This window comes from Neorhizobium sp. P1_A6 (assembly GCF_056406795.1).
Genome location: NZ_JBFTZM010000012.1, coordinates 135,960 through 158,229, shown reverse-complemented (window position 1 = coordinate 158,229; position 22,270 = coordinate 135,960). Strand labels below are relative to the sequence as shown.

Genomic DNA, 22,270 nt, shown 5'->3' with positions numbered 1-22,270 from the left:
ATCGGTCAGAAGGCCGAAGCCCAGAAGGCAGACGTCAACAGCGGCGACTATTTCGACGGCGCAAACCGCCCGAACTAACCGCAGACGTTCAARACACMGAAACAACAATCCGCAGGCCAGGTCGCAAACTCATGAGCCGCGGAACACTCTGAAGGGACTAWCAYMATGACCAAGATCACTTCCGCWATCGCCGCAGCCCTYRTCGCTTCGGCTTCCTTCGCCTCCGTCGCCCTCGCTGAAGGCGATTATTACGAAGGCGCYTCCAAGGYTTCCGCCACGACCGACCAGGTCCAGACCGGCAGYATCGGTCAGAAGGCCGAAGCCCAGAAGGCAGACGTCAACAGCGGCGACTATTTCGACGGCGCAAACCGCCCGAACTAACCGCAGACGTTCAAGACACAGAAACAATTTCCGCAGGCCAGGTCGCAAACTCATGAGCCTCGGAACACTCTGAAAGGACTACCATCATGACCAAGATCACTTCCGCAATTGCCGCAGCCCTGATCGCTTCGGCTTCCTTCGCCACCGCCGCTCTTGCCGATGAAGGCGACTATTACGAAGGCGCACAGCCCACAGAACAGGCTCAGGCCGTTCAGGGCGCTCGCGTCGACAACTTCGGCTACACCGGTTCTATCGGTCGCGCCAAGGCTTCGGCCCAGTCGAACCAGTCCTTCGACGGCACGGTCATCCTGAACCACGGCGATTATTATGAAGGCGCAGTTCGTCCGAACTAACCGCCCTCAATCAACCGAAACAACACATCCGCAGGCCAGGTCGCAAACTTTGAAGCCGCGGATCACTCTGAAAAGGAATAGGATCATGTCTAAGATCACTTCGACGATCGCTGCTACGCTGATCGCTACCGCTTCCTTCGCCACGGCCGCCCTTGCCAGCGGCGGCACCTATTACGAAGGCGCCGTCGAACCGGCTCCCAGCCAGCCGGTTGCCTCCAGCCATCAGGCTGCTCCCAAGGCCCAGCATCCGCGGGTCAGCTACGGCTACACGGGCTCGGTCTCGCACGCCGCTGGCTCCGATCAGTCCGGCAAGGGCTTCGACGGCACGGTGATCCTGAACCGTGGCGACTACTACGAAGGCGCAGTTCGTCCGAACTAACCGCCGTTATTCAAGATACTGAACATATGTCCGCAGGCCGGGTCGCAAACTCACTGCCGCGGGCAACTCTGAAAGGCATAAGACAATGACCAAGATAACTTCCGCACTCGCCGCAGCCCTGATCGCTTCGGTTTCGTTCGCCGGTGCAGCACTTGCTGAAGGCGACTATTACCAGGGCGTTCAGAAGACTGCGCCTTTCGTTTCCACCTCCATCGATCGCACCAACACCGGCAGCATCGATCGCCAGGACGGCAAGCTTCCGTTCAACAATGGCGGCGGACGGGATAACCGTATCTCCGATCTGGACAGCGGCGACTACTACAGCGGCGCAAATCGCCCGAACTAATTCTTAAGTTCGCTCGCGATCGATAGCCGCACGGAGCCTCGGCCAGTGCGGGATCGGACAGACAGAAAATATACGGAAAAAATGAAATACCAGCCGCTTGCGCGGCTGGTATTCGCAGTTCATTCAAGACACCGATTGGAAAGACGGGTCGCAATCGTCTTTCCGGTGCGTGGATGGCAGGACTCTGAAACCCGCCACCGTATTCAAGATTAAGTGAAGCTTTTCCACGAATCAATCACGTTGATGCTCTTCTTCGTGAGATTCCTGCATTTGGCAGCGGACCGCCCGTTTTTCGCGGTATTCCAGGCTTTTTCGCCGCTCAGAGAAAAAACCGTTAGTGGCAAGTCCGCTCCATTTCCATTGGAACGATCCGTCCTTCCAGGGATTTCTATCTTCGGCGGAGCGATGCGACTATCGCTTCGCACCATAAGAACAGATGGAAAGGACAGGACAATGAAAACCTATCTGACTTCCGGTATCGCCGCTCTTATCATTACGGCAGGTTATACTGGTGCCGCCATGGCACAGGATGCCGTCTATCCTGACCCGAACGGCCTGCCACAATCGCCGCCGACCATCCAGCAGGACCGCGGCCGGGATCGTGGCCAGGGCGTCGATACCATGTCGACCGGCAGCATCTATCCGGGCACCGGCTACATGTACAACAACAACACCAGCGGCAATGCCGACTTGGATGGTGGACAGGACGAAGGCGACTACTATGACGGAACGTTGCGTCCGCATAACTAAGCAGTTGCTTCAAGATACCGCATCTCGCGCAGGTCGCAACCAGCGCACGGAATGACCTCTCCACCGATAGAACCAATTTTAAAGCCGGCCCCCAGGGGTCGGCTTTTTCGCGATCGGCATGGCTTCGAAGATGCATGGCGACCTCCGATCACCTCGTGCCTGCGCCGGACCATGTTTCGGCAGGGACGCAGTCATGTGCGGCTCTTCAAGCGTCCGTTCTGTTCGGCCGGCGTTAACCATTCTGAACCCAGGATGAAGCCCTCTCTCAGCACGCATTCAGCCCCGCGCCTTTATTCTGCCGCCATTGGCTTTGGGGAGAGAACCATGACCGCCCTCGCACGTCGTCTGACAATCGTAACGCTGATCATGACCATTTTCGCATTTGCCTTTGCCGCGCTTGTCGCAGCTCCGGCGCGCAACGATCTGCGCGTGCACCTCGGCACGACCGTGCCCTGTTACCATCCCGCGACGCCAAACTGCGTCGCGGCGCTTTAAAACTCATGAATCAATCCGCACGAGCCTTCTGACGTCGTTTGATTGTTATTGAGTTCCCACTATAATAGCGCATGAACACACGAATCTTTTCCCTATCCCCGCTTTCCTTCATCAGCCCGAGCCCGGTCGAGCCGCGCGCCTTCGACAATCCGGTCGAGGCGGTCGATGCCCTGACCGAGCTCTACGAGCGCAACACGCGGTTCCTGATCGAGGCGTTCGGAGCGCTTGCCGACGGCGCCGCCGTGACCGGCCGCTACCGCGCCTGCTACCCGCAGGTCAGCATCGAGACGACCTCGTTCGGACATGCGGATTCGCGGCTCTCCTATGGCCATGTGTCGTCCCCCGGCGTCTATACGACGACCATCACCCGGCCAAAACTGTTCCGGCACTACCTCAAGGAACAGCTCGGCCTGCTGATGCGCAACCACAGCGTTCCGGTGACGATTTCCGAATCGACCACGCCGATCCCGCTGCATTTCGCTTTCGGCGAAGGCGCGCATGTGGAAGCCTCGGCGACCAGTTCGCTCGCCGACATCTCGCTGCGCGATCTCTTCGACACGCCGGATCTCAACAATACCGACGACCTGATCGCCAATGGCGAATACGACCAGGTGCCCGGCGAGCCGGCGCCGCTTGCGCCGTTCACCGCCCAGCGTATCGACTATTCGCTGGCGCGGCTTAGCCACTATACGGCGACCAGCGCCGATCATTTCCAGAACTTCGTGCTGTTCACCAACTACCAGTTCTACATCGACGAATTCGCGGCCTGGGCCCGGGAGATGATGGCAAAGGGCGGCGATGGCTACACGGCCTTCGTGGAGCCCGGAAATATCGTCACGCTTGCCGGCAGCGACAAACCGGAAACCGATGCGGTCGTCCGCCTGCCCCAGATGCCTGCCTATCACCTGAAGAAGAAGGGCCATGCGGGCATCACGCTCGTCAATATCGGCGTCGGGCCGTCGAACGCCAAGACGATCACCGACCATATCGCCGTGCTGCGTCCGCATGCCTGGCTGATGGTCGGCCACTGCGCCGGCCTGCGCAACAGCCAGCGCTTGGGTGACTATGTGCTGGCGCATGCCTATGTGCGCGAAGACCACGTGCTCGACGACGACCTGCCGGTGTGGATCCCGATCCCGGCGCTTGCCGAGGTGCAGCAGGCGCTGGAGAGCGCGGTTGAAGAAGTCACCGGCTACCAGGGTTTCGAGCTCAAGCGGATCATGCGCACCGGTACGGTCGCGACGATCGACAACCGCAACTGGGAACTGCGCGACCAGCGCGGGCCGGTGAAGCGGCTCTCCCAGTCGCGCGCCATCGCGCTGGACATGGAATCAGCGACGATCGCCGCCAACGGTTTCCGCTTCCGCGTGCCCTATGGGACGCTGCTCTGCGTATCCGACCGGCCGCTGCACGGCGAACTGAAACTGCCCGGCATGGCAACCGCCTTCTACCGCACCCAAGTCAGCCAGCACCTGCAGATCGGCATCCGCGCCGTTCAAAAGCTTGCGGCAATGCCGACCGAGACGCTGCATTCGCGCAAGCTGAGAAGCTTTTACGAGACGGCGTTTCAGTGACAGCGTCCTGATTTAGGACTATATTCAGGACTCTCAGGAGGGTTCGCGATGCGCATGTCCTTAAATATCGACGACGACCTCTTGAACGAGGCGAAAGAAATCGCCGGGTTGCCGACCACGGCAACCGTGGAGGAGATCCTTCAACATCTGGTCACGAACGAACGCCGGCGCCGCGCTTTCAGCGAGCTTGAAGGCATGGGCTGGGATGGCCCTCATCACAGCCGGCCGACCTTCGAGACCCTGGCATCCGAATTTCGAGCCCTGACCGCCAATCGCGACCACACGCCTTCCGAAATGCTGATGCGCGAAGGACGCCAAGAACGGTGACGACCTTCGTCGTCGACGCAAGCGTCGTCATCAAATGGGTCATCCAGGAGACAGGGACTTCCGAGGCGCTGTCCCTACTCGACGGCAATGCACTGATTGCCCCGGATCTGATCCTTGTCGAATGCGCCAACATCCTCTGGAAGAAAGTACGGCGGAAAGAGCTTTCCGCCGTAGAGGCACATTTCGGCGCCCGGCTGATCGAGGGCTCGGACTTGCAATTGCGAGAAATGCTACCGCTCTTGAACGCCAGCCTCGAACTCGCGATCGAACTCGATCATCCGGTTTATGACTGCATCTATCTGGCCATTGCGCTGAAGGAAAATGTTCGCTTCGTCACTGCAGATGAAAGCCTCGTTCGGAAGCTGCGGCAAAGCGCCGACAAGAGATTTCGGGACGCGGCGATATCGCTGAGCGAATTGGCTTAACTGCGATCACGCGTCGGCCGCGCCACCAGCAAGGACAGCGCGGTCCCCACCAGCGACGAAATGATCACCAGAAGATGGGTGTTGACCGCCGCCTGGCCGAGTTCCGCCAAGGGCAGCCCGGCCGTGCCGGCACCGAAGGCGATGGCGCCGGCGGTGATGCCGGCGGGATAGGTGCCGACGCCGGCGGGGGCGTGGACCGGAAGCACCGAAGAGAGCTCGCCGCCGAGGGCGCCGCCGAAGCTTGCGGCGATCGAGAGGTCACCCAAAAGGCCGAGGACCCAGGCAAGCACGGCGATCTTGGTGAACCAGTTGATCAGCGTCGCGCCCCAGGCCCGGGCAAAGGCATTGGCATCGAGCGGCAGGCCGGCTTCGACTTCGTCGAGCAGTTTTTTCGCCTTGTCCGGCAGAACCTTACCCGCAAGACGGAAGGCGTGTTTGCGCAGCGCGAAGGCGATGGCCGGCAGGATGAGGAAGGCGAGCCAAAGCGCCCAGGCCCAGAGCTTTCCGGTCTGCAGCGCCAGCCCCGTGCCGGCAGCGGCGAGCAGCGCATGCAGGTCGAAGAGGCGCATGACGAACAGCGCCGCGGTTCCACGCGCGACGCCGAGCCCGAATTCGCGCTTCATCAGCAGCGGAAAGCTCGCCTCGCCGGTGCGGAAGGGCAGCATGATGTTGAGGAGGTTATGGACCTGGACGAGCCTCAGCAGCGTGCCGAAATGGCCGCCGGTTTGGGCCGGGAAATAGTCGTAGATGCGCCAGGTGCGCAGGACATAGGTGCCGAGCAGCAGCACGAGCGCTATTGCCGCCGAGCCCCAGCCGGCGCTGCTCCACAGCGACACGACGCTCTGCCAGCCCCAGACCCACTGGATGAAAGCGGCGTAGACGAGGATGATCGCCACCGTTCCGAGCGTCATCGCGTGGCGAATTATCCACGCCCGGCGACTGGCAACCGGAGAATTCTTCATATAGTAGGATGCCCCATGTGAAATTTCGGTTTCGGCCACTATCTGAGCGGCCTTTCCAGCCCGTGGTTTAGGAGAAACGCAAGGTGCGTACAACAGCAGAGTCGGTGACGGACCGCATCGAGACGGCCGAGCCGATCGAACTGTCCCTCGTCGTGCCCCTCTTCAACGAAGAAGAAAGCGTGCGTCCGCTGATCGAGAGGATCTGCGCGGCGATGGCGAATTATGCTGCGACATGGGAACTTATTCTCGTCGATGACGGCAGCACCGATGCGACGATCGCCAATGCCCGCGAAGCGCTGAACCGCCCCGGCCTCGACCTGAAGATCGTCGCGCTGCAGCGCAATTTCGGCCAGACGGCTGCCATGCAGGCCGGCATCAACCAGGCCGAAGGACGGCTGATCGCCACGCTCGACGGCGACCTGCAGAACGACCCGAAGGACATTCCCGGCATGGTGGCCGAGCTGGAACGGCGCGAACTCGACCTTCTCGTCGGCTGGCGCAAGAACCGCCAGGACGGGCTGCTGTTGCGCAAGGTGCCCTCCTTCATCGCCAACCGGCTGATCGGGCGGATCACTGGCGTGCGGCTGCATGATTACGGCTGTTCCCTGAAGATCTATCGCGGATCGGTGATCAAGCAGGTCAAGCTGATGGGCGAAATGCACCGCTTCATTCCGGCCTGGGTCGCAGGCGTGGTGCCGAGCTCGCGGATCGGCGAGATGCCGGTGACCCACCATGCCCGCCAGCACGGCGTTTCCAAATACGGCATTTCCCGCACCTTCCGGGTTATCCTCGACCTTCTGTCGGTGATGTTCTTCATGCGTTTCAAGGCGCGGCCGGGACATTTCTTCGGCTCGCTCGGCCTTGGGCTCGGGGCGCTGTCTGCGATCATCCTCTTCTACCTGTTCATCGACAAGTTCGTCATGGGCAACGACATTGGCACGCGACCGCTGTTCCTCATCGGTGTCATGCTGTTCCTCTCGGCGGTACAGATGATCACCACCGGCATTATCGCGGAAATGATTGCCCGCACCTATTACCGCGATGACAACTCGCTCAGCTACATCGTCAGGGAAGTCTATGAGGGCGATGCGGCGCATCAGTGACGCGCTTGCCCGCCGTCCCGGCCTCATCCTCTGGCTGATCGCTGCCTACTATGTGCTCGCGGTCATCCTTCGGGTGCTGCGCTCGGAGGCGCTCGAAAGCGACGAGGCAGAACAGCTCTACCAGTCGCAGTTCCTGCTGATGGGCTACGGCCGTCAGCCGCCGTTCTACAACTGGCTGCAATACGGGGTCGTCCACCTGATCGGCCCGTCGATCCTGGCGATCGCGCTGGTCAAGAACCTGCTGCTATTCCTCACCTGCGCGGTCTATGGGCTGGCGGCGCGGGTGTTGCTGAAGGACCCGCGGCTCGTCGCCATCGCCATGATCGGCGTGATCGCCATGCCGGCGGTCAGCGTCATGGCGCAGCGGGACCTGACGCATGCGATCGCCACGCTGTTTGCCGTCGCGCTGTTCTTCTACGGTTTTCTCAAGACACTGACGCGGCCGAGCCTGTCGAGCTATCTGTTGACCGGAATCGCGGTCGGGTTCGGGCTGATCGCCAAGTATAATTTCGTCATCGTGCCGGTTGCGGCAATCCTCGCGATCCTGCCGGAACCGGACCTGCGCAAGCGCATCCTCGACTGGCGGCCGATCCCGGCGCTTGCCCTCGTCGTAGTGATCTGCCTGCCGCACGGCCTTTGGGTGCTCGGAAACTTGAGCGAAGCGACGGCAGGAACGATCAAGGCGATGCGGGAAGATGCATCGGGCAACCCCATCCTCGACCGGCTGTCCGGCATCGGCACGCTTTTCGTTGCAATACTGACCGGCGGACTGCCGGTGCTCGCCTTTTTCCTGATCGCCTTCCGGCGGCCGCTGATCGATGCCTGGCCGGCGACGAACCAGTGGACGCGGGTGATCGGTCGGACGGTCGTTCTCTGCCTGATCGCCGTCGGGCTGATCGGGCTCGGTTTCGGGGCCACCAGCATCAGCGAAAAATGGCTGTCGCCCTTCCTGGTTCTGCTGCCGCTTTACCTCTGCCTGAAGCTGGAGGCCGCCAATGCGGAGACGAGCTGCAGCATTCCGCGGCTGCTGTTTCCGGTGGCGGCGCTGGCGCTCGGCTTCGTCGTTTATATCGCGCTCGGCAATGTCATCGGCCCGAGGTTCGGCAACTATACCAAGGAAAACCTGCCGTCCGGGCGGTTCATCGAACAGGTCGTGGCGGAGCATGACGGCGCAAAGCCCGCCTATGTGATCACTGCCGATCCCTATCTTGCCGGAAGCGCCCGGCTGGAACTGCCGCAGGCCCGCGTGCTGCTACCGAGTTTCGGCCAGACGCCGCCGCTCGGCGAGGCGGAGAGACGCCAGCCGGGGCTGATCCTCTGGCAGGAAAGCGGTGATACGCTCGACTCTCTCAAGCCATATCTGCAGGCGAACGGAGTCGCAGCGGAAGGCTTGGCGCCGGCGACCAAAGCCCTGCCTTATCTCTTCTCGGGTGGGCGGAACAGCGTCACGTTTGGATATGCCTGGGTGGAGCCCGTAAAATAACCGCGTAGGTGGGCGAGGAGCCCCTCCCCCTTGTGGGGAGGGGCTGGGGAGGGGTCTTCGCTCCGCATCAAAACCCCTCCCGCCTGCCGGCCACCCTCCCCACAAGGGGGAGGGTTAAGGGTGCCGCACCGGCTCACTCCCTAACGCTATCTTTCAGATGATCGAGCGCCGCCCGCAGCTTCTCGATTACCTCATCCACTTCCGAACGGCTGATGGTCAGCGCCGGCGAAGCAAGCATGCGGTCGCCGGTGGCGCGCAGGATGAGGCCGTTCTCGACGCAGTGATTGCGTACCAGCGAGCCGATATCGTCGGGCTTTGCATAACGCCGACGGGTGTCCTTGTCGGCTGCAAGCTGCAGACCGCCGATCAGGCCGACGCTTTCGGCCTGGCCGACCACCGCGTGATCCTCCAGGCTTTTCCAGGCGGCGGCAAAATAGGGGCCGATATCGTCGCGGACGCGCTCGACCAGCCCCTCCTCTTCGATGATGCGGATGTTTTCCAGCGCCGCGGCAGCGCAGACCGGGTGACCGGAATAGGTGAAACCGTGGTAGAAATCGCCCAGCTCCTTGACCATCACGTCGGCGACGCGGTCGCTGACCAGCACGCCGCCGATCGGCAGGTAACCGGAGGAGAGACCCTTGGCAATCGGGGCCAGATCCGGCTCGAAGCCGTAATGCTGGTGGCCGAACCACGTACCCAGTCGGCCGAAGCCGCAGATCACCTCGTCGGAAACGAGCAGGATGTTGCGTGCCTTGCAGATGCGGGCGATCTCCGGCCAATAGGTGTCCGGCGGGATTATAACGCCCCCTGCCCCCTGGATCGGCTCGGCAACGAAGGCTGCGACGCGGTCCTCGCCGAGTTCGTCGATCTTCGCCTCCAGCTCGCGGGCGACCTTGAGGCCGAATTCGGCAGGTGTCAGATCGCCGCCCTCGGCGTACCAGTAAGGCTGGTTGATGTGGTGGACGCCTTCGATCGGCAGGTTGCCCTGTTCGTGCATCAGCTTCATGCCACCGAGCGAGGCGCCGGCGACCGTCGAGCCGTGATACGCGTTCTTGCGGGCGATGACCAAGGTCTTTTCCGGCTTACCCAAAGCCTTCCAGTAGACCCGCGCCATGCGGAACCAGGTGTCGGTCGCCTCCGAGCCGGAATTGGTGAAGAAGACGCGCTTCAGGTTTTCGGCCGTGTGCGAGGCAATCTTCTGGGCGAGCAATGCGGCCGGCTCCGTCGTGGTGCCGAAGAAGGTGTTGTAATAGGGCAGTTCCTGCATCTGCCTGTAGGCGGCATCGGCGATCGACTTGCGGCCGTAACCGACATTGACGCACCAGAGGCCGGCAAAGGCGTCGAGATATTTCTTGCCCGTCGAATCGTAGATATGGACGCCTTCCGCACGCTGGATGACTCGCGCGCCCTTGGCGTTCAGCTGCTTCATGTCCGAGAACGGGTGCAGGTGATGGGCGGCGTCGATGGCGGCGAGATTGGAAAGCGGCGGCATATCGGTCATGGCTGTCTCTCTGCCTTAGATTGTGCCGTTAATTCTTATCGGTTACGAACAGAGTTCCGCAACACCCGTCAAAAGACATTCCTCATGGCTTCCGATTCTGCACCGCCTCGCATCGAAATCCTGCTCGTCGGCATGAACGGCGACCTGCGCGGCAAGCAGATTCCGCTCGAGGCGGAAAAGAAGGTCTGGGACGGTACGGTGCGCCTGCCTTCCTCCACCCAGTCGCTGGATATCTGGGGCGACGACAATGACGACATTACCGGCCTGTCGCTGTCGGTCGGCGACCCGGACGGGGTGTGCATTCCCGACAAGCGTAGCCTTGCGCCAATGCCGTGGGCGCCGGAAGGGTCGAAGCAGGTGCTTTCGACCATGCACGAATTCGACGGCACGCCTTCCTTCATGGATCCGCGCGCCATTCTCGCGGCCCTCCTCAAGCGCTTCGAGGAGCGTGGCCTGACGCCGGTCGTGGCGACCGAGCTCGAATTCTACGTGGTGCAGGACGACTGGCGCGAGACCGGCAGGCCACGCCCGCCGGCACAGCTGACCTATCGCGGTGAACCGAACGGCTTCCAGCTCTATGACATGAGCGCGGTCGATGCGCTCGACAACTACCTGCAGACGGTGCGGACCTGGGCCAAGGCTCAAGGACTGCCGGCGGACGCGACGACCGCGGAATTCGGCCCGGGCCAGTTCGAGATCAACCTCCTGCACCGCGCCGACGCGCTGGCGGCGGCCGATGACTGCATCTATCTCAAGCGCATCGCCGAACAGGCGGCAAAGAAGCACGGCCTCAAATCCACCTGCATGGCAAAGCCCTATGCGGAGCATGCGGGCTCCGGCCTGCACGTGCATGCGAGCATCATCGACCGAGACGGAAACAATGTGCTGGATGCGAAGGGCGGCGACCCGGTGCGGCTCAAATCCGTCTGCGCCGGCATGCTAGACACAATGCGCGATGCACAGCTGATCTTCGCACCATTCGCCAATTCCTACCGCCGCTTCCAGCCGGGATCCTTCGCGCCGGTCGACATCGACTGGGGCTACGGTCATCGGGGGACTGCGGTACGCATTCCGGACGCCCAGGGGCCTGCCGCCCGCATCGAACACCGCGTCGCCGGCGCCGACGTCAATCCCTACCTACTGCTGACCGCCATCCTCGGCGGCATGCTGTTAGGGTTGGACGAGACACTCGATCCGGGTCCCGCTACCGAACCCGGCAAGGAACCTCCGGTCGGCACCAGAAAACTGACGCACGACTTCCTGACTGCGGTTGAGGAGTTTTTCGCTTCCCCCTTCATCGCCGACGTTTTTGGCGCGCGCTATCAGAAGCTCTTTGGCGACACGAAGCGCAAGGAGGCGGCCACCTACCTGCGCACGGTTTCGGATTTCGACTACCAGACCTATCTGCCGCGGATCTAGGATCCAGGCCTATTCATCTTTCATCCATGCCGCGTAGAGAATATCCTTCACATCCACGAACATGAATACATCGCCCGGTTTGAAGTCGAATGCATCGCTCCAGGCGGCGATATATGAACCGAGTTCCATGCCGAGTTCACGCAAGGCCGTCTCATCGCCGGTCTTGGCAGCGTTGATCTCTTCTTCCTTCATCGCTTTCATGAGGTCGCTATAGGTGCTGTTCCCTTCGCTGTCGGGAATGAAGACGATGATGCCGCTCTTGTCCTCGAACTTCACCGAAAGCTMAATCTCGTCTTCGGTGAAACGCTCGCGGTTCTTGACGATCATCTGGGGAAGCACGATTGCGAAGAGGTTTTCGCGCGAAATAGCACCGTCATGGGCCTCCTGCTGCTGCTTCACCAGCTGCATAAATTCCCATCCCTTCTCGGAGATCACCTGCTTCAACGTCTGCTTGACGGTGGGATCGGTGATCCTTGAACTGGTCCGAGTCGATAAACTCCATAGCCTCGGCCGCCAACTCGCCCTTGGCGTCCAACTCCATAAAAGCGACGCTGACCGCAAAGGTGGCCTTCAGCGTCTCTTCGGCCGGTTCGCCGGTAATGCCGTTCGCCACCTGAACGAGATCAGCTTTATTGTCCTTGTCTTCACTATTTTGGGCAGGCTGCGCATTCGTCTGCTGAAGGATCAGCAAAGCCGCAGGTTGAACAACGGAGATGGAAGTCATGCCGGCCCTCGCCCGCGACGCACCACCCTTGATGGGCATTGCCGCAATCTGTCGGGCGCCTCATGGCCAGACCAACCAATGATTCTATCAATGGTTGAAAATCTAGTGTTCCCCAGTTAACGAGGTATGAACAGACGGATGCAAGAGGTTGTATCGCAGGCTGCGAACTCGCTCAAATCCCGCCTGCCGTCCCGGTCCTGCGTCCGGTTGATTAGCACCGTCGGCTCGCCCGCACGGACCGGCAGCATCGCCCCACCGCAAACAGGGACGATCCATCGGCTGCACACGATCGATGTTTAAGCGAATGTTTCAACCTATCTTAAATTCATGGCGGCTAAGGAAGCTCGATATTTGAAGTCTTGCGGCACATCCGATGCGTATTGTTATCGCCAAGTCACTCCTCACTGGCCTCCTGTCCCTGCTCGCTTCTCTGGCTATATCGTTTACCTTCGTTCCGATGTTGGGCGGGGAAGTGGCCGGTGCCGGCCTGGTGATGACGATCGTTTGCCCGCTTGCCATCTCTATCCCCGCCTCGGCCGTGCTTTACAGCCAGTCGGAACGAATCCGGCGTGCGGAAGCCAGGGCCTCTGACGCACTCGCCAAACTGGCAGCCGCCTACGAGGAGCTTCACCGGCAGTCCCGCCACGACGGATTGACCGGGCTGTTGAACCGCAGCGCCTTTATGGAAGAACTGCAGACCCTCAGCCGGGAGGGTGTAACCGGAGCCCTTATTTTTCTGGATCTCGACCACTTCAAATCGATCAACGATCGCCACGGCCATGCAGCCGGTGACGAGGTCCTTCGCCGCACCGGGCAGATACTCGCCACGTATGACGGGCAATTCAACATAGCGGGCCGCCTCGGAGGCGAAGAATTCGCTCTCTTTCAAGGCGGCCTGAGCGTCGACGAGATGTTGAGGTGGTGCGAGGATATCCGCGGACTCATCGAAGGCATGGACATGCGCTCCGCCTCACGATCGAGCGTCCCGGTGTCGGCCAGCATCGGAGCTATCCAGTGCGCTTCGGGCTTTGACCCTTCTGAAAGTCTCAGAGCCGCCGATGTAAATCTATACGAGGCAAAATCGCTCGGGCGAAATCGGGTCGTTTCATCCATCTGAAGAGGCGGCCGAACTGCTCGGATATCGCCGCCAACCCGCTCAGATGCCGCTGCCGTCCCGTTCCTGCGTCACGCGTTCCTGCGGCTGGTTGACCAGCACGGTCAGCTCACCCGCATGGATCTTCAACAGCACGTCGCGGTCCATGGGGAGCAGTTCGCCGTCGATGACGCAGCGGATATCGTGGCGCTCGCGGGGGAAATGCAGTTCCAGTTCGGTCACCGTCATCGCGGTGACGGCGGCGTTTTCCTTCAGCCGGCCGCGCAGGATGTCGAAAGTCAGCCGCACCACGCCCGCCGGCGTCAGCGGATCGGCAACATAGAAGCCGAGATGGCCGCCGGTCAGGCTGTCGGCAAACATCAGCGGGTCGCGGCCGAACTCGTTGTTGGAAACGGAAATCGCCGAGACCTTGCGGCGCCCGACCTTGCCGCCCGCATTGTACTCCACCTCGAATTCCGGCGGATTGAACATGACGCCGATCGCCGCCCTCGTGCTCGCGCGTATCTTGCCAAGCCGTGAGGCGAAGGTCATCGAGTTGCGGTAGCGCACCATGCGCGCATGCATGCCGGCAGAAAACTGATGCACGAAACTCTTGCCGTTGGCGCTGGCGATATCGATGTTTTCCGGCCGCGCCTGCGCCAAAGCATCCAGCACCTGCCAGATATCGAGCGGCAGTTTCAGCGAGCGGGCGAACAGGTTCATGGTGCCTGCCGGCACGACGCCGAGCGCGATGCCGCTTTTCCAGGCGATGCCGGCGGCGGCCGAGATCGTGCCGTCGCCGCCGCCGGCGATCAGCCCTTCGACGCCTGGCGTCGAGGCCGCCTTTTCCATGGTCGAGACCACGTCCTTGCCGGACACTACATGGCATTCGATCTCGTGACCGGCCGCCTTGAACGTCTCGGCTGCTCGAGCACAATAGGCGTCCATGTCGGTGGTTCGGAAGGTACCGCCATCGCGGTTGAAGACGGCAAAGAGGTTCATTTGCTCTCGCTTGCAGAGGAGCGGATTTGGCGCGGGACAACGGCCCATCAGAGAAATGGTTGCGACCCGGAGCTTTATCAACAAGAGCGCCGCCGCTTCAGGAAAAAACTCACAATCCCGTGAAGGCGCGCCTGAATAAATGGCGGATACTACCGCAACGCACAATGCCATGTTAGCCTAAAGACCGGTCATTTCGATGACCCGCTCACCTCCAGAGCGGGTGGATGTCTCCCACATCCTACCCGCGTCTTTTTCCAGCAGATACAATGCCATGACCGATACTGCCGCCCGTTTCGATTCCGCTCGCGACCGTTCGGAAGCCCAAGACTTTGATAGTGCACCCGCTCTTTCGCGGCTCGCCGTCATCCTGATTGAGATCGCATTGGCGGTCGGAGGCTTCGGCATCGGCACCGGCGAATTCGCCATCATGGGCCTGCTGCCGGATGTCGCCTCCACCTATCAGGTCAGCATTCCGATGGCGGGCTACGTGATCAGCGCCTATGCGCTCGGCGTCGTCATCGGCGCGCCGATCATCGCGGTTGCGGCCGCCCGGATGACGCGGCGGTCGCTGCTGCTGATCCTGATGACGGTGTTCGCGCTCGGCAACATCTTGAGTGCCATGGCCCCGGACTTCTGGAGCTTTACTGCGCTGCGCTTCGTCACCGGCCTGCCGCATGGAGCCTATTTCGGCGTCGCGGCTCTTGTGGCTGCCTCGATGGTGCCGCCCAACAAACGCGCCCGCGCCGTCGGCCGGGTAATGCTCGGCCTCACTGTCGCCACCCTGGTCGGCACGCCGATCGCCACCTTCATGGGACAGATGCTCAACTGGCGCGCCGCCTTCTTCCTGGTCGGCGGCATCGGCGTCGTGACGGTGGCACTGCTCTGGTATTTCCAGCCGCGCGACAAGGTGCATGAGGGCGCCAGCATCTGGCGCGAGCTGAGTGCCTTCGGCCGCGCGCAGGTATGGCTGACGCTCGGCATTGCCGCGGTCGGTTTCGGCGGCATGTTCTCGGTGTTCAGCTACATCGCCTCGACCACGACGGTGACGGCCGGAATGTCGGTCAGCATGGTGGCGATCGTGCTGACGCTGTTCGGCATCGGCATGAATGTCGGCAATATCGTCGGCTCGCGGCTGGCCGACCTGTCGCTCAAGGGCACGATCGGCGGCGTGATGCTGTTCAACATCGTCGTCATGGGCGCCTTCGGCCTGTGGGCGCAATATCCGGCCGTGCTCTGCCTCTGCGTCTTCCTGATCGGCTGCGGGTTCGCTGCTGGCCCTGCCCTGCAGACGCGGCTGATGGATGTCGCCGCCGACGCGCAGACGCTGGCCGCCGCCTCCAACCATTCAGCCTTCAACATCGCCAATGCACTCGGCGCCTGGCTCGGCGGGCTGGTGATCGCCTGGGGCTGGGGTTTTGCCGCGACCGGTTATGTGGGGGCAGTGCTGTCGCTGCTCGGCTTTGGGGTGTTTGCGGTATCTGCGGCGTTCGACCGGAAGACCGCGGCGGCCTGAGAGCAAGTCTCCCCCTCACCCCGCCTCCGCTGTCGCTCGGCGGACCTCTCCCCGAGGGGAGAGGATGATCGATAGGTCGCGGCACATTCCCTCTTCTCCCCAGCGGGGAGAAGGTGGCCCGAAGGGTCGGATGAGGGGGTGGCTCGCGCTGCCGTCTCAGTTAGATTCCGTATGAGCACGCAGCGCTTCAATGACTAAGCCGCTTTCGACGCTGCCTCTTCCTCCGGCATCACCATGTATTTCTGGCCATTCTCGCAGATGACGTGTTCCTTGCCCCACAGGCGAAGCGCGGCGATGACCGGTTCCAGGCTGCGGCCGATCGGCGTCAGCGCATAATCGACGCGCGGCGGCACGACCGGGAATACGGTGCGGGACAGCAAGCCTGCCTCTTCCAGTTCCCGTAGCTGCTTGGTCAGCATGCGCTGGGTGACCGCCGGAATGCGGCGGCGCAGTTCGTTGAAGCGCAGCGTGCCGTCTTCCAACAAGTGATAAAGGATGACGCCTTTCCATTTCCCATCGAGGAAACTCAGGGTCGACTCCACCGGGCAGCCTGGGAAATTGTCGGTCAGCTTGGCACGGGGTTTCGACATGGTCAGCGTCCTTTCACGGTATACTTTTCGGTACTATAGACCAAAAATGTGCATTCTTGCGCTCCTTGAACATAGGCGCCATCTAGTCTCCGGACAACAGGACATAAACCAAGGAGACGTTCCATGCGCGCCGTCGGCTTCAACACGCCCCAGCCCATTACTGCCGAAACCTCGCTGATCGACATCGAGCTGCCCATGCCGGAGGCGACGGGTCGCGACCTGCTCGTCGAGATCAGGGCGGTCTCGGTCAATCCGGTCGATACCAAGGTGCGCCGCTCGGCCGCGGTCGAACCCGGCCAGCACCGGATCCTCGGTTATGACGCTGCCGGCGTGGTGAAGGCGGTCGGCCCGGGCGTCAAACTCTTCAAGCCGGGCGACGAGGTCTATTATGCCGGCGTGATCAACCGGCCGGGCACCAATGCGGAATTCCATCTGGTCGACGAGCGCATCGTCGGCTTCAAGCCGAAGACCCTGAGCTTCGAGGAAGCAGCCGCCCTGCCACTGACGGCGATCACCGCCTACGAGACGCTGTTCCACCGCATGAAGGTGCAGGACAAGGTAACCGGCGCCTGGAACGCGGTGCTGGTCATCGGCGGCGCCGGCGGGGTCGGCTCGATCACCATCCAGCTCCTGCGCGAACTGTCAGACGTGACAGTGATCGGCACCGGTTCGCGGCCGGAAACGCAAGCTTGGATCAAGGAACTCGGCGCCCACCACGTGCTCGACCATTCGAAGCCGATGGCGCCGCAACTTGCCCAGATGGCGATCGGCGCACCCGCCTTCGTCTTCTCCACGACCCATACGGAAAACCATCTCCAGGACATCCTGGAGCTGATCGCACCGCAGGGCCGGCTGGCGCTGATCGACGATCCGAAGGAGCCGATGGACCTGCGCGCCTTCAAGAGCAAGGCGCTGTCGATGCATTGGGAGATGATGTTCGCGCGTGCCGTCTTCCAGACCGCGGACATGATCGAGCAGCACAAGCTTTTGAACCACGTCGCGGAACTGGTCGATGCCAAAAAGATCCGGACGACGCTTGCTGAAACGCTAGGGCCGATCAACGCCGCAAACCTGAAGAAGGCGCATGCGATGGTCGAAAGCAACCGCACCAAGGGCAAGCTGGTGCTTTCGGGCTTCTGACGAGGTCCTGTGACAAGAAACAAAGAAAGCCCGCCGTGGCTGAAACGGCGGGCTTTCTTAGCGGCCTGGCGGTGGATCAGGCCTGGATGACAACGACCTTGGCGCCGACATTGACGCGGCTGTAGAGATCGACGACGTCATGGTTCATCATGCGGATGCAGCCGCTCGACATGGCAAGCCCGATCGATTGCGGCTGGTTGGTGCCGTGGATGCGGAAATGCGTGTCGTTGCCGCCGCGATAGAGATACATGGCGCGGGCGCCGAGCGGATTGTTCGGGCCGCCAGGCATGCCGCCCGCGAGTTTCCTGTATCGCTCCTCGCGGCGCTGCATGTTTTCGGTGGGCGTCCAGGTCGGCCATTCGGCCTTGCGGCCGACATAGGCATTGCCGGCAAGCGCCAGTCCGGCACGGCCGACTCCGACGCCATACCGGATCGCGCGGCCATTGCCGAGGATATAATAGGCGCGGCGGGCCGGCGTATCGACGACCACGGTGCCGGCTGCATGCGGGGTGACATAGGCGACTTCCGTGCGGCGCAGCTCCGGCTTGATGTTCTCGACCGGTACGGTCTTCAGCGGGAACTGTTCGTTGGGCAGCGCTGCGTAATTCGTCTGATCATTGATGGTGGAAGCGCAACCGGCAAGCAGAAGCGGCAGGCCCGCAAGAAAGCCGCGACGGGAAATCGTCATGAATGTGTCCTTGATGCGTCGAGAAGATGACGCTGAATTTAAGAATATTATGGTTAATGAAGTGCTAAACGGGCGGTTATTGCAGTCATCACGAACGCGTCAGAAGGGTGCTGATGTAGAGAGGCCACATTGCCATGTGTGCAACGGAAAATGCATCATCTGATGTGGGCGATCGGGAGGCTATGATATGCGCACGACCATAACCGTCGATGATAAATTACTTGCAGACGCCAAGGAATTCAGCGGAATCGAAAACACCTCAAACGTGATCACAAAAGCCCTCACGCTTCTCGTCCAGCACGAGGCAGCGCAGAGGTTGATCATGCTTGGAGGCAGCGCGCCGGATCTGGAGGCTCCGCCACGCCGACGCTGGAACCCGAATGGCACTTGGGAGGGTAATCCGGAGTGATCCGCTTGGGGCCTCGCTCTGGCGAACTCCGCTACAGGTACGAGCCTCACATATTCGGATAGACCGGCCCCTCGCCGCCCTGCGGGGGGACCCAGTTGATGTTCTGGTTGGGGTCCTTGATGTCGCAGGTCTTGCAGTGGACGCAGTTCTGGGCGTTGATCACGTACACCTCCTGCCCGTCCTTCTCCACCCACTCGTAGACGCCGGCCGGACAGTAGCGCGTCGAGGGACCGCCATAGACGTCTAGCTCCGAGCGCTTCTGCAGGTCCATGTCCTTGACCTGTAGATGGACCGGCTGGTCTTCCTCGTGGTTGGTGTTCGACAGGAACACCGAGGACAGCCGGTCGAAGGTAAGCACGCCGTCCGGCTTCGGATAGACGATCTTTTTATGCCAGGCTGCCGGTTCCAGCGAGGCTGCGTCGGTCTTGCCGTGTTTCAGCGTGCCGAAGATCGACAGGCCGAACAACTGGTTGGTCCACATGTCGAGGCCGCCGAGCGCGATGCCGAGGCCGGTGCCGAGTTTCGACCAGAGCGGCTTGACGTTGCGCACCCGTTTCAGGTCCGTGCCGATCGGCGTCGAGCGCCATTCGTTTTCGATCTCGACGACCTCGTCATTGGCACGGCCGGCTTCGATTGCCCTGGCGATGTTGTCGGCGGCGAGAATGCCGGACAGGACGGCGTTGTGGCTGCCCTTGATGCGCGGCACGTTGACGAGGCCGGCGGAACAGCCGATCAGAGCCCCGCCCGGGAAGGTCAGTTTCGGCACCGACTGGTATCCGCCCTCGGTGATGGCGCGGGCACCGTAGGAGAGGCGCTTGGCGCCCTCGAAGGTTCCGCGGATCGCGTCATGCGTCTTGAAGCGCTGGAATTCCTCGAACGGGTAGAGATACGGGTTCTTGTAGTTCAGGTGCACCACGAAGCCGACGGCGACGAGGTTGTCCTCCAGGTGATAGAGGAACGAACCGCCGCCGGTCTTCATGCCGAGCGGCCAGCCGAAGGAATGCTGTACCAGGCCCGGACGATGGTTTTCCGGCTTCACCTGCCAGAGTTCCTTGAGGCCGATGCCGTATTTCTGGGGCTCGCGATCCTTCTGCAGGTCGAACCGCAGGATCAACTGCTTGGCGAGCGATCCGCGCACGCCTTCGCCGATCAGCGTGTATTTGCCGATCAGTTCCATGCCCCGGGTAAAGGCCGGGCCGGGCTCGCCATTGCGCTCGACGCCCATGTCGCCAGTCGCCACACCCTTGACCGCGCCGTTTTCGTCATAGAGCACTTCGGTCGCGGCAAAGCCCGGATAGATCTCGACGCCGAGCGCTTCCGCCTTTTCGGCGAGCCAGCGACAGACGTTGCCGAGCGAGACTATGTAGTTGCCGTGATTGTTCATCAGCGGCGGCATCATGAAATTCGGCAGGCGGATCGAGCCGGCGGGGCCTAAGAACAGGAAATGGTCGGCGGTGACCGGGGTCTTGAACGGATGACCGTCCTCGTCGCGCCAGCCGGGCAGCAGCGCGTCGATGCCGACCGGATCGACAACCGCGCCGGACAGGATATGGGCGCCGACTTCCGAACCCTTTTCGAGCACCACGACGGTCAGGTCCGGATTGACCTGCTTCAGGCGGATCGCGGCTGAAAGCCCCGCAGGACCCGCGCCGACGATCACCACGTCGAATTCCATGCTCTCGCGTTCTGGCAGTTCTTGCTCGTTCATATCCAACTCCGCTCGCCGGCCCCTTCCGGCTTTATTCAGGCAACCTGTTTGACAAAACCGCCCCGGCTTGTCGAGGCGGGAAAACGTCCTCCGCCTTGTCATTCGCGCAAATGGTGTTTCGGTTTTTTCATATTACGTTTACGTTCACGTCAATTTTAGACACCGAACCGCAGAAAGCAAGATCGACCTTTCGCAGCCTTCTGTCGCTGCTATAAAGGCCCGACAACCGATTACAGGAATTGGGGAAGGAACAGAATCATGGATCTCGGTCTTAACGGCAAACGCGCCCTCGTGCTCGCCTCGTCGCGCGGGCTCGGTCTCGGCATCGCCAAGGCGCTTGCGAGCGAAGGCGCACATGTTCTCCTCGTCGGCCGCTCCGGCGACCGGCTGGCGGACAATTGCAAGGCGATCAATGCCGAAGGCAAGGGCAAGGCCGACTGGGTCTGGGGCGATCTCGCCGAAGACAATTTCGTCGAGGCGATGAAGGCCGCGGTCAAGGAGAAGCTCGGCGGCATCGACATCCTGGTCAACAATACCGGCGGCCCGACGCCGGGTACCGCGGAAGAAATGACTGCCGACAAGCTCGACATCTTCTTCCAGTCCATGGTTCTGCGCGTCATCACGCTCACCAATGCCTTCCTGCCGCAGATGAAGGAACAGGGCTGGGGGCGCATTCTCACCTGTGCCTCGTCGGGTGTCTACGAGCCGATCGCCAACCTTGCTCTGTCCAACACGCTGCGCTCAGCGCTGGTCGGCTGGAACAAGACGATCGCCACCGAAGTGGCGGGGTTCGGCATTACCTGCAACATGCTGCTTCCCGGCCGCATCCATACCGACCGTATCGACGAGCTTGACGGCGCCAATGCCAAGCGCACCGGCAAATCTGTGGAGGAAATCCGCTCCGCCTCGCTGAAGACCATTCCCGCCGGCCGGCTCGGCAGGGTCGAGGAATTTGCAGCCGCCGGTGCGTTCCTCTGCTCGGTCCCGGCAAGCTATGTCACCGGCACGATGCTCCGGGTCGACGGCGGCGCGTCGCGTTCGATCTGATCTTCCGAGCGACCGTTAAACTGAGGTCGTTAAACATTAAATCGAATTGAGCTGCCGCTGTTGGCGGTATCTCAATTCGCCTCAGCTAAGAGGCAAGCCGGCCCCCAAAATTAAAGGATCGCCGGCATGATCGAAAGTGTTTCGGGGGCGACCGAAGCTGCATCGCCCAGTATCCCCTCCGCCGTGCCTCACGTCGCGGCGCCTTCGGCAGCCTCCTCGGCTGCGTCGATCTCAGCGACGCTTGCGGCCGGACAGGTCGCGACCTATGCAGGCACCTGGGAAGCAGCAACCCGGCACGCAGCCGAGACTTCGGCGATCTCCGGCCGCCCCGGCATGATGCATGCGCGAAGCCTTGAGGCCGTGGACGATGTTGTGGTCCGCAACCTGCTCGACAGCCTGTCTCCATCGAGCCGCATCGCCGGCAGTTTCTTCCTGGCCGACGGCGAGGAACCAGCGCCACGCTCGCTGATCGCCACTTATTACGAAGACGTCTGACCGGACACGGTTCAGGACGATGTGACATCACGCAAATTCGTCTCGCGGGAGCCTTCGCCCAAGCCTATGATCTCCGGACCTTGCCTTTGGAGATTTTTCCATGAAATTCACTCGACTTGCGCTTTCGATCATCGGTGCCCTGCTGGTCGTGCTCGGCCTCATCTGGATCGGCCAGGGCAGCGGCGCCTTCCCCTATCCCGCCAGCAGTTTCATGATCAACCAGACGCCCTGGATCATCAGGGGCGCGATCGTCGCGATCATCGGCGTCGTGGTCATCTGGGGCGCCCGGCGGTTTCTGCGCTAGCTGCGGCGAACGCAGTTCGGCAGCGCATCCAGAAGGCGAGAAAGATTAACTCCAGTTCA

27 protein-coding genes are annotated in these 22,270 nt (G+C 61.6%); 19 read left to right on the top strand and 8 right to left on the bottom strand.

The features are described from left to right. Positions 1–165 precede the first annotated feature (165 nt). The 9 genes from AC1D3C_RS22970 to AC1D3C_RS22930 all read left to right on the top strand — a co-directional run bounded on the left by AC1D3C_RS22970 (position 166) and on the right by AC1D3C_RS22930 (position 5,030). Complete coding sequence (locus AC1D3C_RS22970) at positions 166–381, top strand: hypothetical protein (protein ID WP_477484475.1); 216 nt, start codon at positions 166–168, stop codon at positions 379–381. A gap of 86 nt (positions 382–467) precedes the next feature. After that, positions 468–734 (top strand): hypothetical protein, encoded by a 267-nt coding sequence (locus AC1D3C_RS22965; protein WP_477484474.1) that lies wholly within the window; start codon positions 468–470, stop codon positions 732–734. Positions 735–819: 85 nt separating this feature from the next. After that, positions 820–1,113 carry a hypothetical protein gene (locus AC1D3C_RS22960; RefSeq protein ID WP_477484473.1) on the top strand — a complete coding sequence of 98 codons (294 nt, stop codon included), beginning with the start codon at positions 820–822 and terminating at the stop codon, positions 1,111–1,113. 85 nt (positions 1,114–1,198) lie between these two features. Then, entirely contained in the window at positions 1,199–1,459 is a 261-nt protein-coding gene (locus AC1D3C_RS22955) for a hypothetical protein (RefSeq protein WP_477484472.1), read from the top strand. A 453-nt stretch (positions 1,460–1,912) separates the two neighbouring features. Next, positions 1,913–2,209, top strand: a complete 297-nt coding sequence (locus AC1D3C_RS22950; protein WP_247036788.1) for a hypothetical protein — start codon at positions 1,913–1,915, stop codon at positions 2,207–2,209. Between the two features lie 324 nt (positions 2,210–2,533). Continuing rightward, positions 2,534–2,704: a hypothetical protein gene (locus AC1D3C_RS22945; protein ID WP_157885092.1), complete on the top strand. Its 171-nt coding sequence runs from the start codon at positions 2,534–2,536 to the stop codon at positions 2,702–2,704. Positions 2,705–2,775: 71 nt separating this feature from the next. Next, entirely contained in the window at positions 2,776–4,278 is a 1,503-nt protein-coding gene (gene amn / locus AC1D3C_RS22940) for an AMP nucleosidase (RefSeq protein WP_477484471.1), read from the top strand. Between the two features lie 48 nt (positions 4,279–4,326). Beyond that, complete coding sequence (locus tag AC1D3C_RS22935; protein WP_477484470.1) at positions 4,327–4,605, top strand: type II toxin-antitoxin system VapB family antitoxin; 279 nt, start codon at positions 4,327–4,329, stop codon at positions 4,603–4,605. Beyond that, positions 4,602–5,030, top strand: a complete 429-nt coding sequence (locus tag AC1D3C_RS22930) for a type II toxin-antitoxin system VapC family toxin (protein WP_477484469.1) — start codon at positions 4,602–4,604, stop codon at positions 5,028–5,030. Before AC1D3C_RS22935 ends, AC1D3C_RS22930 begins: the two co-directional genes overlap by 4 nt. Here the strand turns inward: AC1D3C_RS22930 and AC1D3C_RS22925 are convergent. After that, on the bottom strand, positions 5,027–5,992 hold the full coding sequence (locus tag AC1D3C_RS22925) for a lysylphosphatidylglycerol synthase transmembrane domain-containing protein (protein WP_477484468.1): 966 nt from the start codon (positions 5,990–5,992) through the stop codon (positions 5,027–5,029). The two genes, AC1D3C_RS22930 and AC1D3C_RS22925, sit on opposite strands and share 4 nt — an antisense overlap. An 83-nt stretch (positions 5,993–6,075) precedes the next feature. Here AC1D3C_RS22925 and AC1D3C_RS22920 point away from each other — a divergent pair, with 83 nt between their 5' ends. Together AC1D3C_RS22920 and AC1D3C_RS22915 are read left to right on the top strand one after the other, a co-directional pair. Next, positions 6,076–7,095 (top strand): glycosyltransferase family 2 protein, encoded by a 1,020-nt coding sequence (locus AC1D3C_RS22920; protein WP_038541401.1) that lies wholly within the window; start codon positions 6,076–6,078, stop codon positions 7,093–7,095. Further along, positions 7,079–8,578, top strand: coding sequence for a glycosyltransferase family 39 protein (locus AC1D3C_RS22915; protein ID WP_477484467.1), 1,500 nt, complete (start codon positions 7,079–7,081; stop codon positions 8,576–8,578). The genes AC1D3C_RS22920 and AC1D3C_RS22915 overlap by 17 nt, the downstream gene beginning before the upstream one ends. Before the next feature lie 133 nt (positions 8,579–8,711). Here the strand turns inward: AC1D3C_RS22915 and AC1D3C_RS22910 are convergent, their stop codons facing one another. Further along, positions 8,712–10,079, bottom strand: a complete 1,368-nt coding sequence (locus tag AC1D3C_RS22910) for an aspartate aminotransferase family protein (protein WP_477484466.1) — start codon at positions 10,077–10,079, stop codon at positions 8,712–8,714. Positions 10,080–10,163: 84 nt separating this feature from the next. On the opposite strand from AC1D3C_RS22910, the gene AC1D3C_RS22905 reads away from it, so the two are divergent. Next, positions 10,164–11,498, top strand: coding sequence for a glutamine synthetase family protein (locus AC1D3C_RS22905; RefSeq protein WP_477484465.1), 1,335 nt, complete (start codon positions 10,164–10,166; stop codon positions 11,496–11,498). A gap of 9 nt (positions 11,499–11,507) precedes the next feature. Here AC1D3C_RS22905 and AC1D3C_RS22900 read toward each other — a convergent pair whose 3' ends face one another. Both AC1D3C_RS22900 and AC1D3C_RS22895 read right to left on the bottom strand, forming a co-directional pair. Next, positions 11,508–11,906 (bottom strand): hypothetical protein, encoded by a 399-nt coding sequence (locus AC1D3C_RS22900; RefSeq protein WP_477484464.1) that lies wholly within the window; start codon positions 11,904–11,906, stop codon positions 11,508–11,510. Beyond that, positions 11,872–12,222, bottom strand: coding sequence for a hypothetical protein (locus AC1D3C_RS22895; protein WP_477484463.1), 351 nt, complete (start codon positions 12,220–12,222; stop codon positions 11,872–11,874). Before AC1D3C_RS22895 ends, AC1D3C_RS22900 begins: the two co-directional genes overlap by 35 nt. Positions 12,223–12,595: 373 nt before the next feature. On the opposite strand from AC1D3C_RS22895, the gene AC1D3C_RS22890 reads away from it, so the two are divergent. Then, positions 12,596–13,339, top strand: coding sequence for a GGDEF domain-containing protein (locus tag AC1D3C_RS22890; RefSeq protein ID WP_477484462.1), 744 nt, complete (start codon positions 12,596–12,598; stop codon positions 13,337–13,339). Positions 13,340–13,378: 39 nt separating this feature from the next. Here AC1D3C_RS22890 and AC1D3C_RS22885 read toward each other — a convergent pair whose 3' ends face one another. After that, positions 13,379–14,317: a diacylglycerol/lipid kinase family protein gene (locus tag AC1D3C_RS22885; protein ID WP_477484461.1), complete on the bottom strand. Its 939-nt coding sequence runs from the start codon at positions 14,315–14,317 to the stop codon at positions 13,379–13,381. Positions 14,318–14,588: 271 nt separating this feature from the next. On the opposite strand from AC1D3C_RS22885, the gene AC1D3C_RS22880 reads away from it, so the two are divergent. Continuing rightward, a complete protein-coding gene (locus tag AC1D3C_RS22880; protein WP_477484460.1) occupies positions 14,589–15,830 on the top strand; it encodes an MFS transporter in 1,242 nt (413 codons plus the stop codon). Between the two features lie 194 nt (positions 15,831–16,024). Here the strand turns inward: AC1D3C_RS22880 and AC1D3C_RS22875 are convergent, their stop codons facing one another. After that, the gene (locus AC1D3C_RS22875; RefSeq protein WP_477484459.1) at positions 16,025–16,420 is read right to left on the bottom strand and encodes a winged helix-turn-helix transcriptional regulator; all 396 of its coding nucleotides are present in this window, start codon (positions 16,418–16,420) and stop codon (positions 16,025–16,027) included. A gap of 123 nt (positions 16,421–16,543) precedes the next feature. Here AC1D3C_RS22875 and AC1D3C_RS22870 point away from each other — a divergent pair, with 123 nt between their 5' ends. Further along, positions 16,544–17,560 (top strand): zinc-binding alcohol dehydrogenase family protein, encoded by a 1,017-nt coding sequence (locus AC1D3C_RS22870; RefSeq protein WP_477484458.1) that lies wholly within the window; start codon positions 16,544–16,546, stop codon positions 17,558–17,560. A gap of 76 nt (positions 17,561–17,636) precedes the next feature. Here the strand turns inward: AC1D3C_RS22870 and AC1D3C_RS22865 are convergent, their stop codons facing one another. Next, positions 17,637–18,248, bottom strand: coding sequence for a L,D-transpeptidase (locus tag AC1D3C_RS22865; protein WP_038541380.1), 612 nt, complete (start codon positions 18,246–18,248; stop codon positions 17,637–17,639). Between the two features lie 187 nt (positions 18,249–18,435). On the opposite strand from AC1D3C_RS22865, the gene AC1D3C_RS22860 reads away from it, so the two are divergent. Next, entirely contained in the window at positions 18,436–18,657 is a 222-nt protein-coding gene (locus AC1D3C_RS22860) for a type II toxin-antitoxin system VapB family antitoxin (RefSeq protein WP_247137906.1), read from the top strand. A 46-nt stretch (positions 18,658–18,703) separates the two neighbouring features. On the opposite strand, the gene AC1D3C_RS22855 is transcribed toward AC1D3C_RS22860, so the two are convergent. After that, on the bottom strand, positions 18,704–20,365 hold the full coding sequence (locus AC1D3C_RS22855; RefSeq protein WP_477484457.1) for an electron transfer flavoprotein-ubiquinone oxidoreductase: 1,662 nt from the start codon (positions 20,363–20,365) through the stop codon (positions 18,704–18,706). Positions 20,366–20,623: 258 nt separating this feature from the next. Here AC1D3C_RS22855 and AC1D3C_RS22850 point away from each other — a divergent pair, with 258 nt between their 5' ends. From AC1D3C_RS22850 to AC1D3C_RS22840, 3 genes are all read left to right on the top strand, one after another. After that, positions 20,624–21,412: an SDR family oxidoreductase gene (locus AC1D3C_RS22850; protein ID WP_477484456.1), complete on the top strand. Its 789-nt coding sequence runs from the start codon at positions 20,624–20,626 to the stop codon at positions 21,410–21,412. 126 nt (positions 21,413–21,538) lie between these two features. Then, positions 21,539–21,907 (top strand): hypothetical protein, encoded by a 369-nt coding sequence (locus AC1D3C_RS22845; RefSeq protein ID WP_477484455.1) that lies wholly within the window; start codon positions 21,539–21,541, stop codon positions 21,905–21,907. A gap of 100 nt (positions 21,908–22,007) precedes the next feature. Further along, on the top strand, positions 22,008–22,211 hold the full coding sequence (locus AC1D3C_RS22840) for a hypothetical protein (protein WP_038541367.1): 204 nt from the start codon (positions 22,008–22,010) through the stop codon (positions 22,209–22,211). Positions 22,212–22,270: the final 59 nt, after the last annotated feature.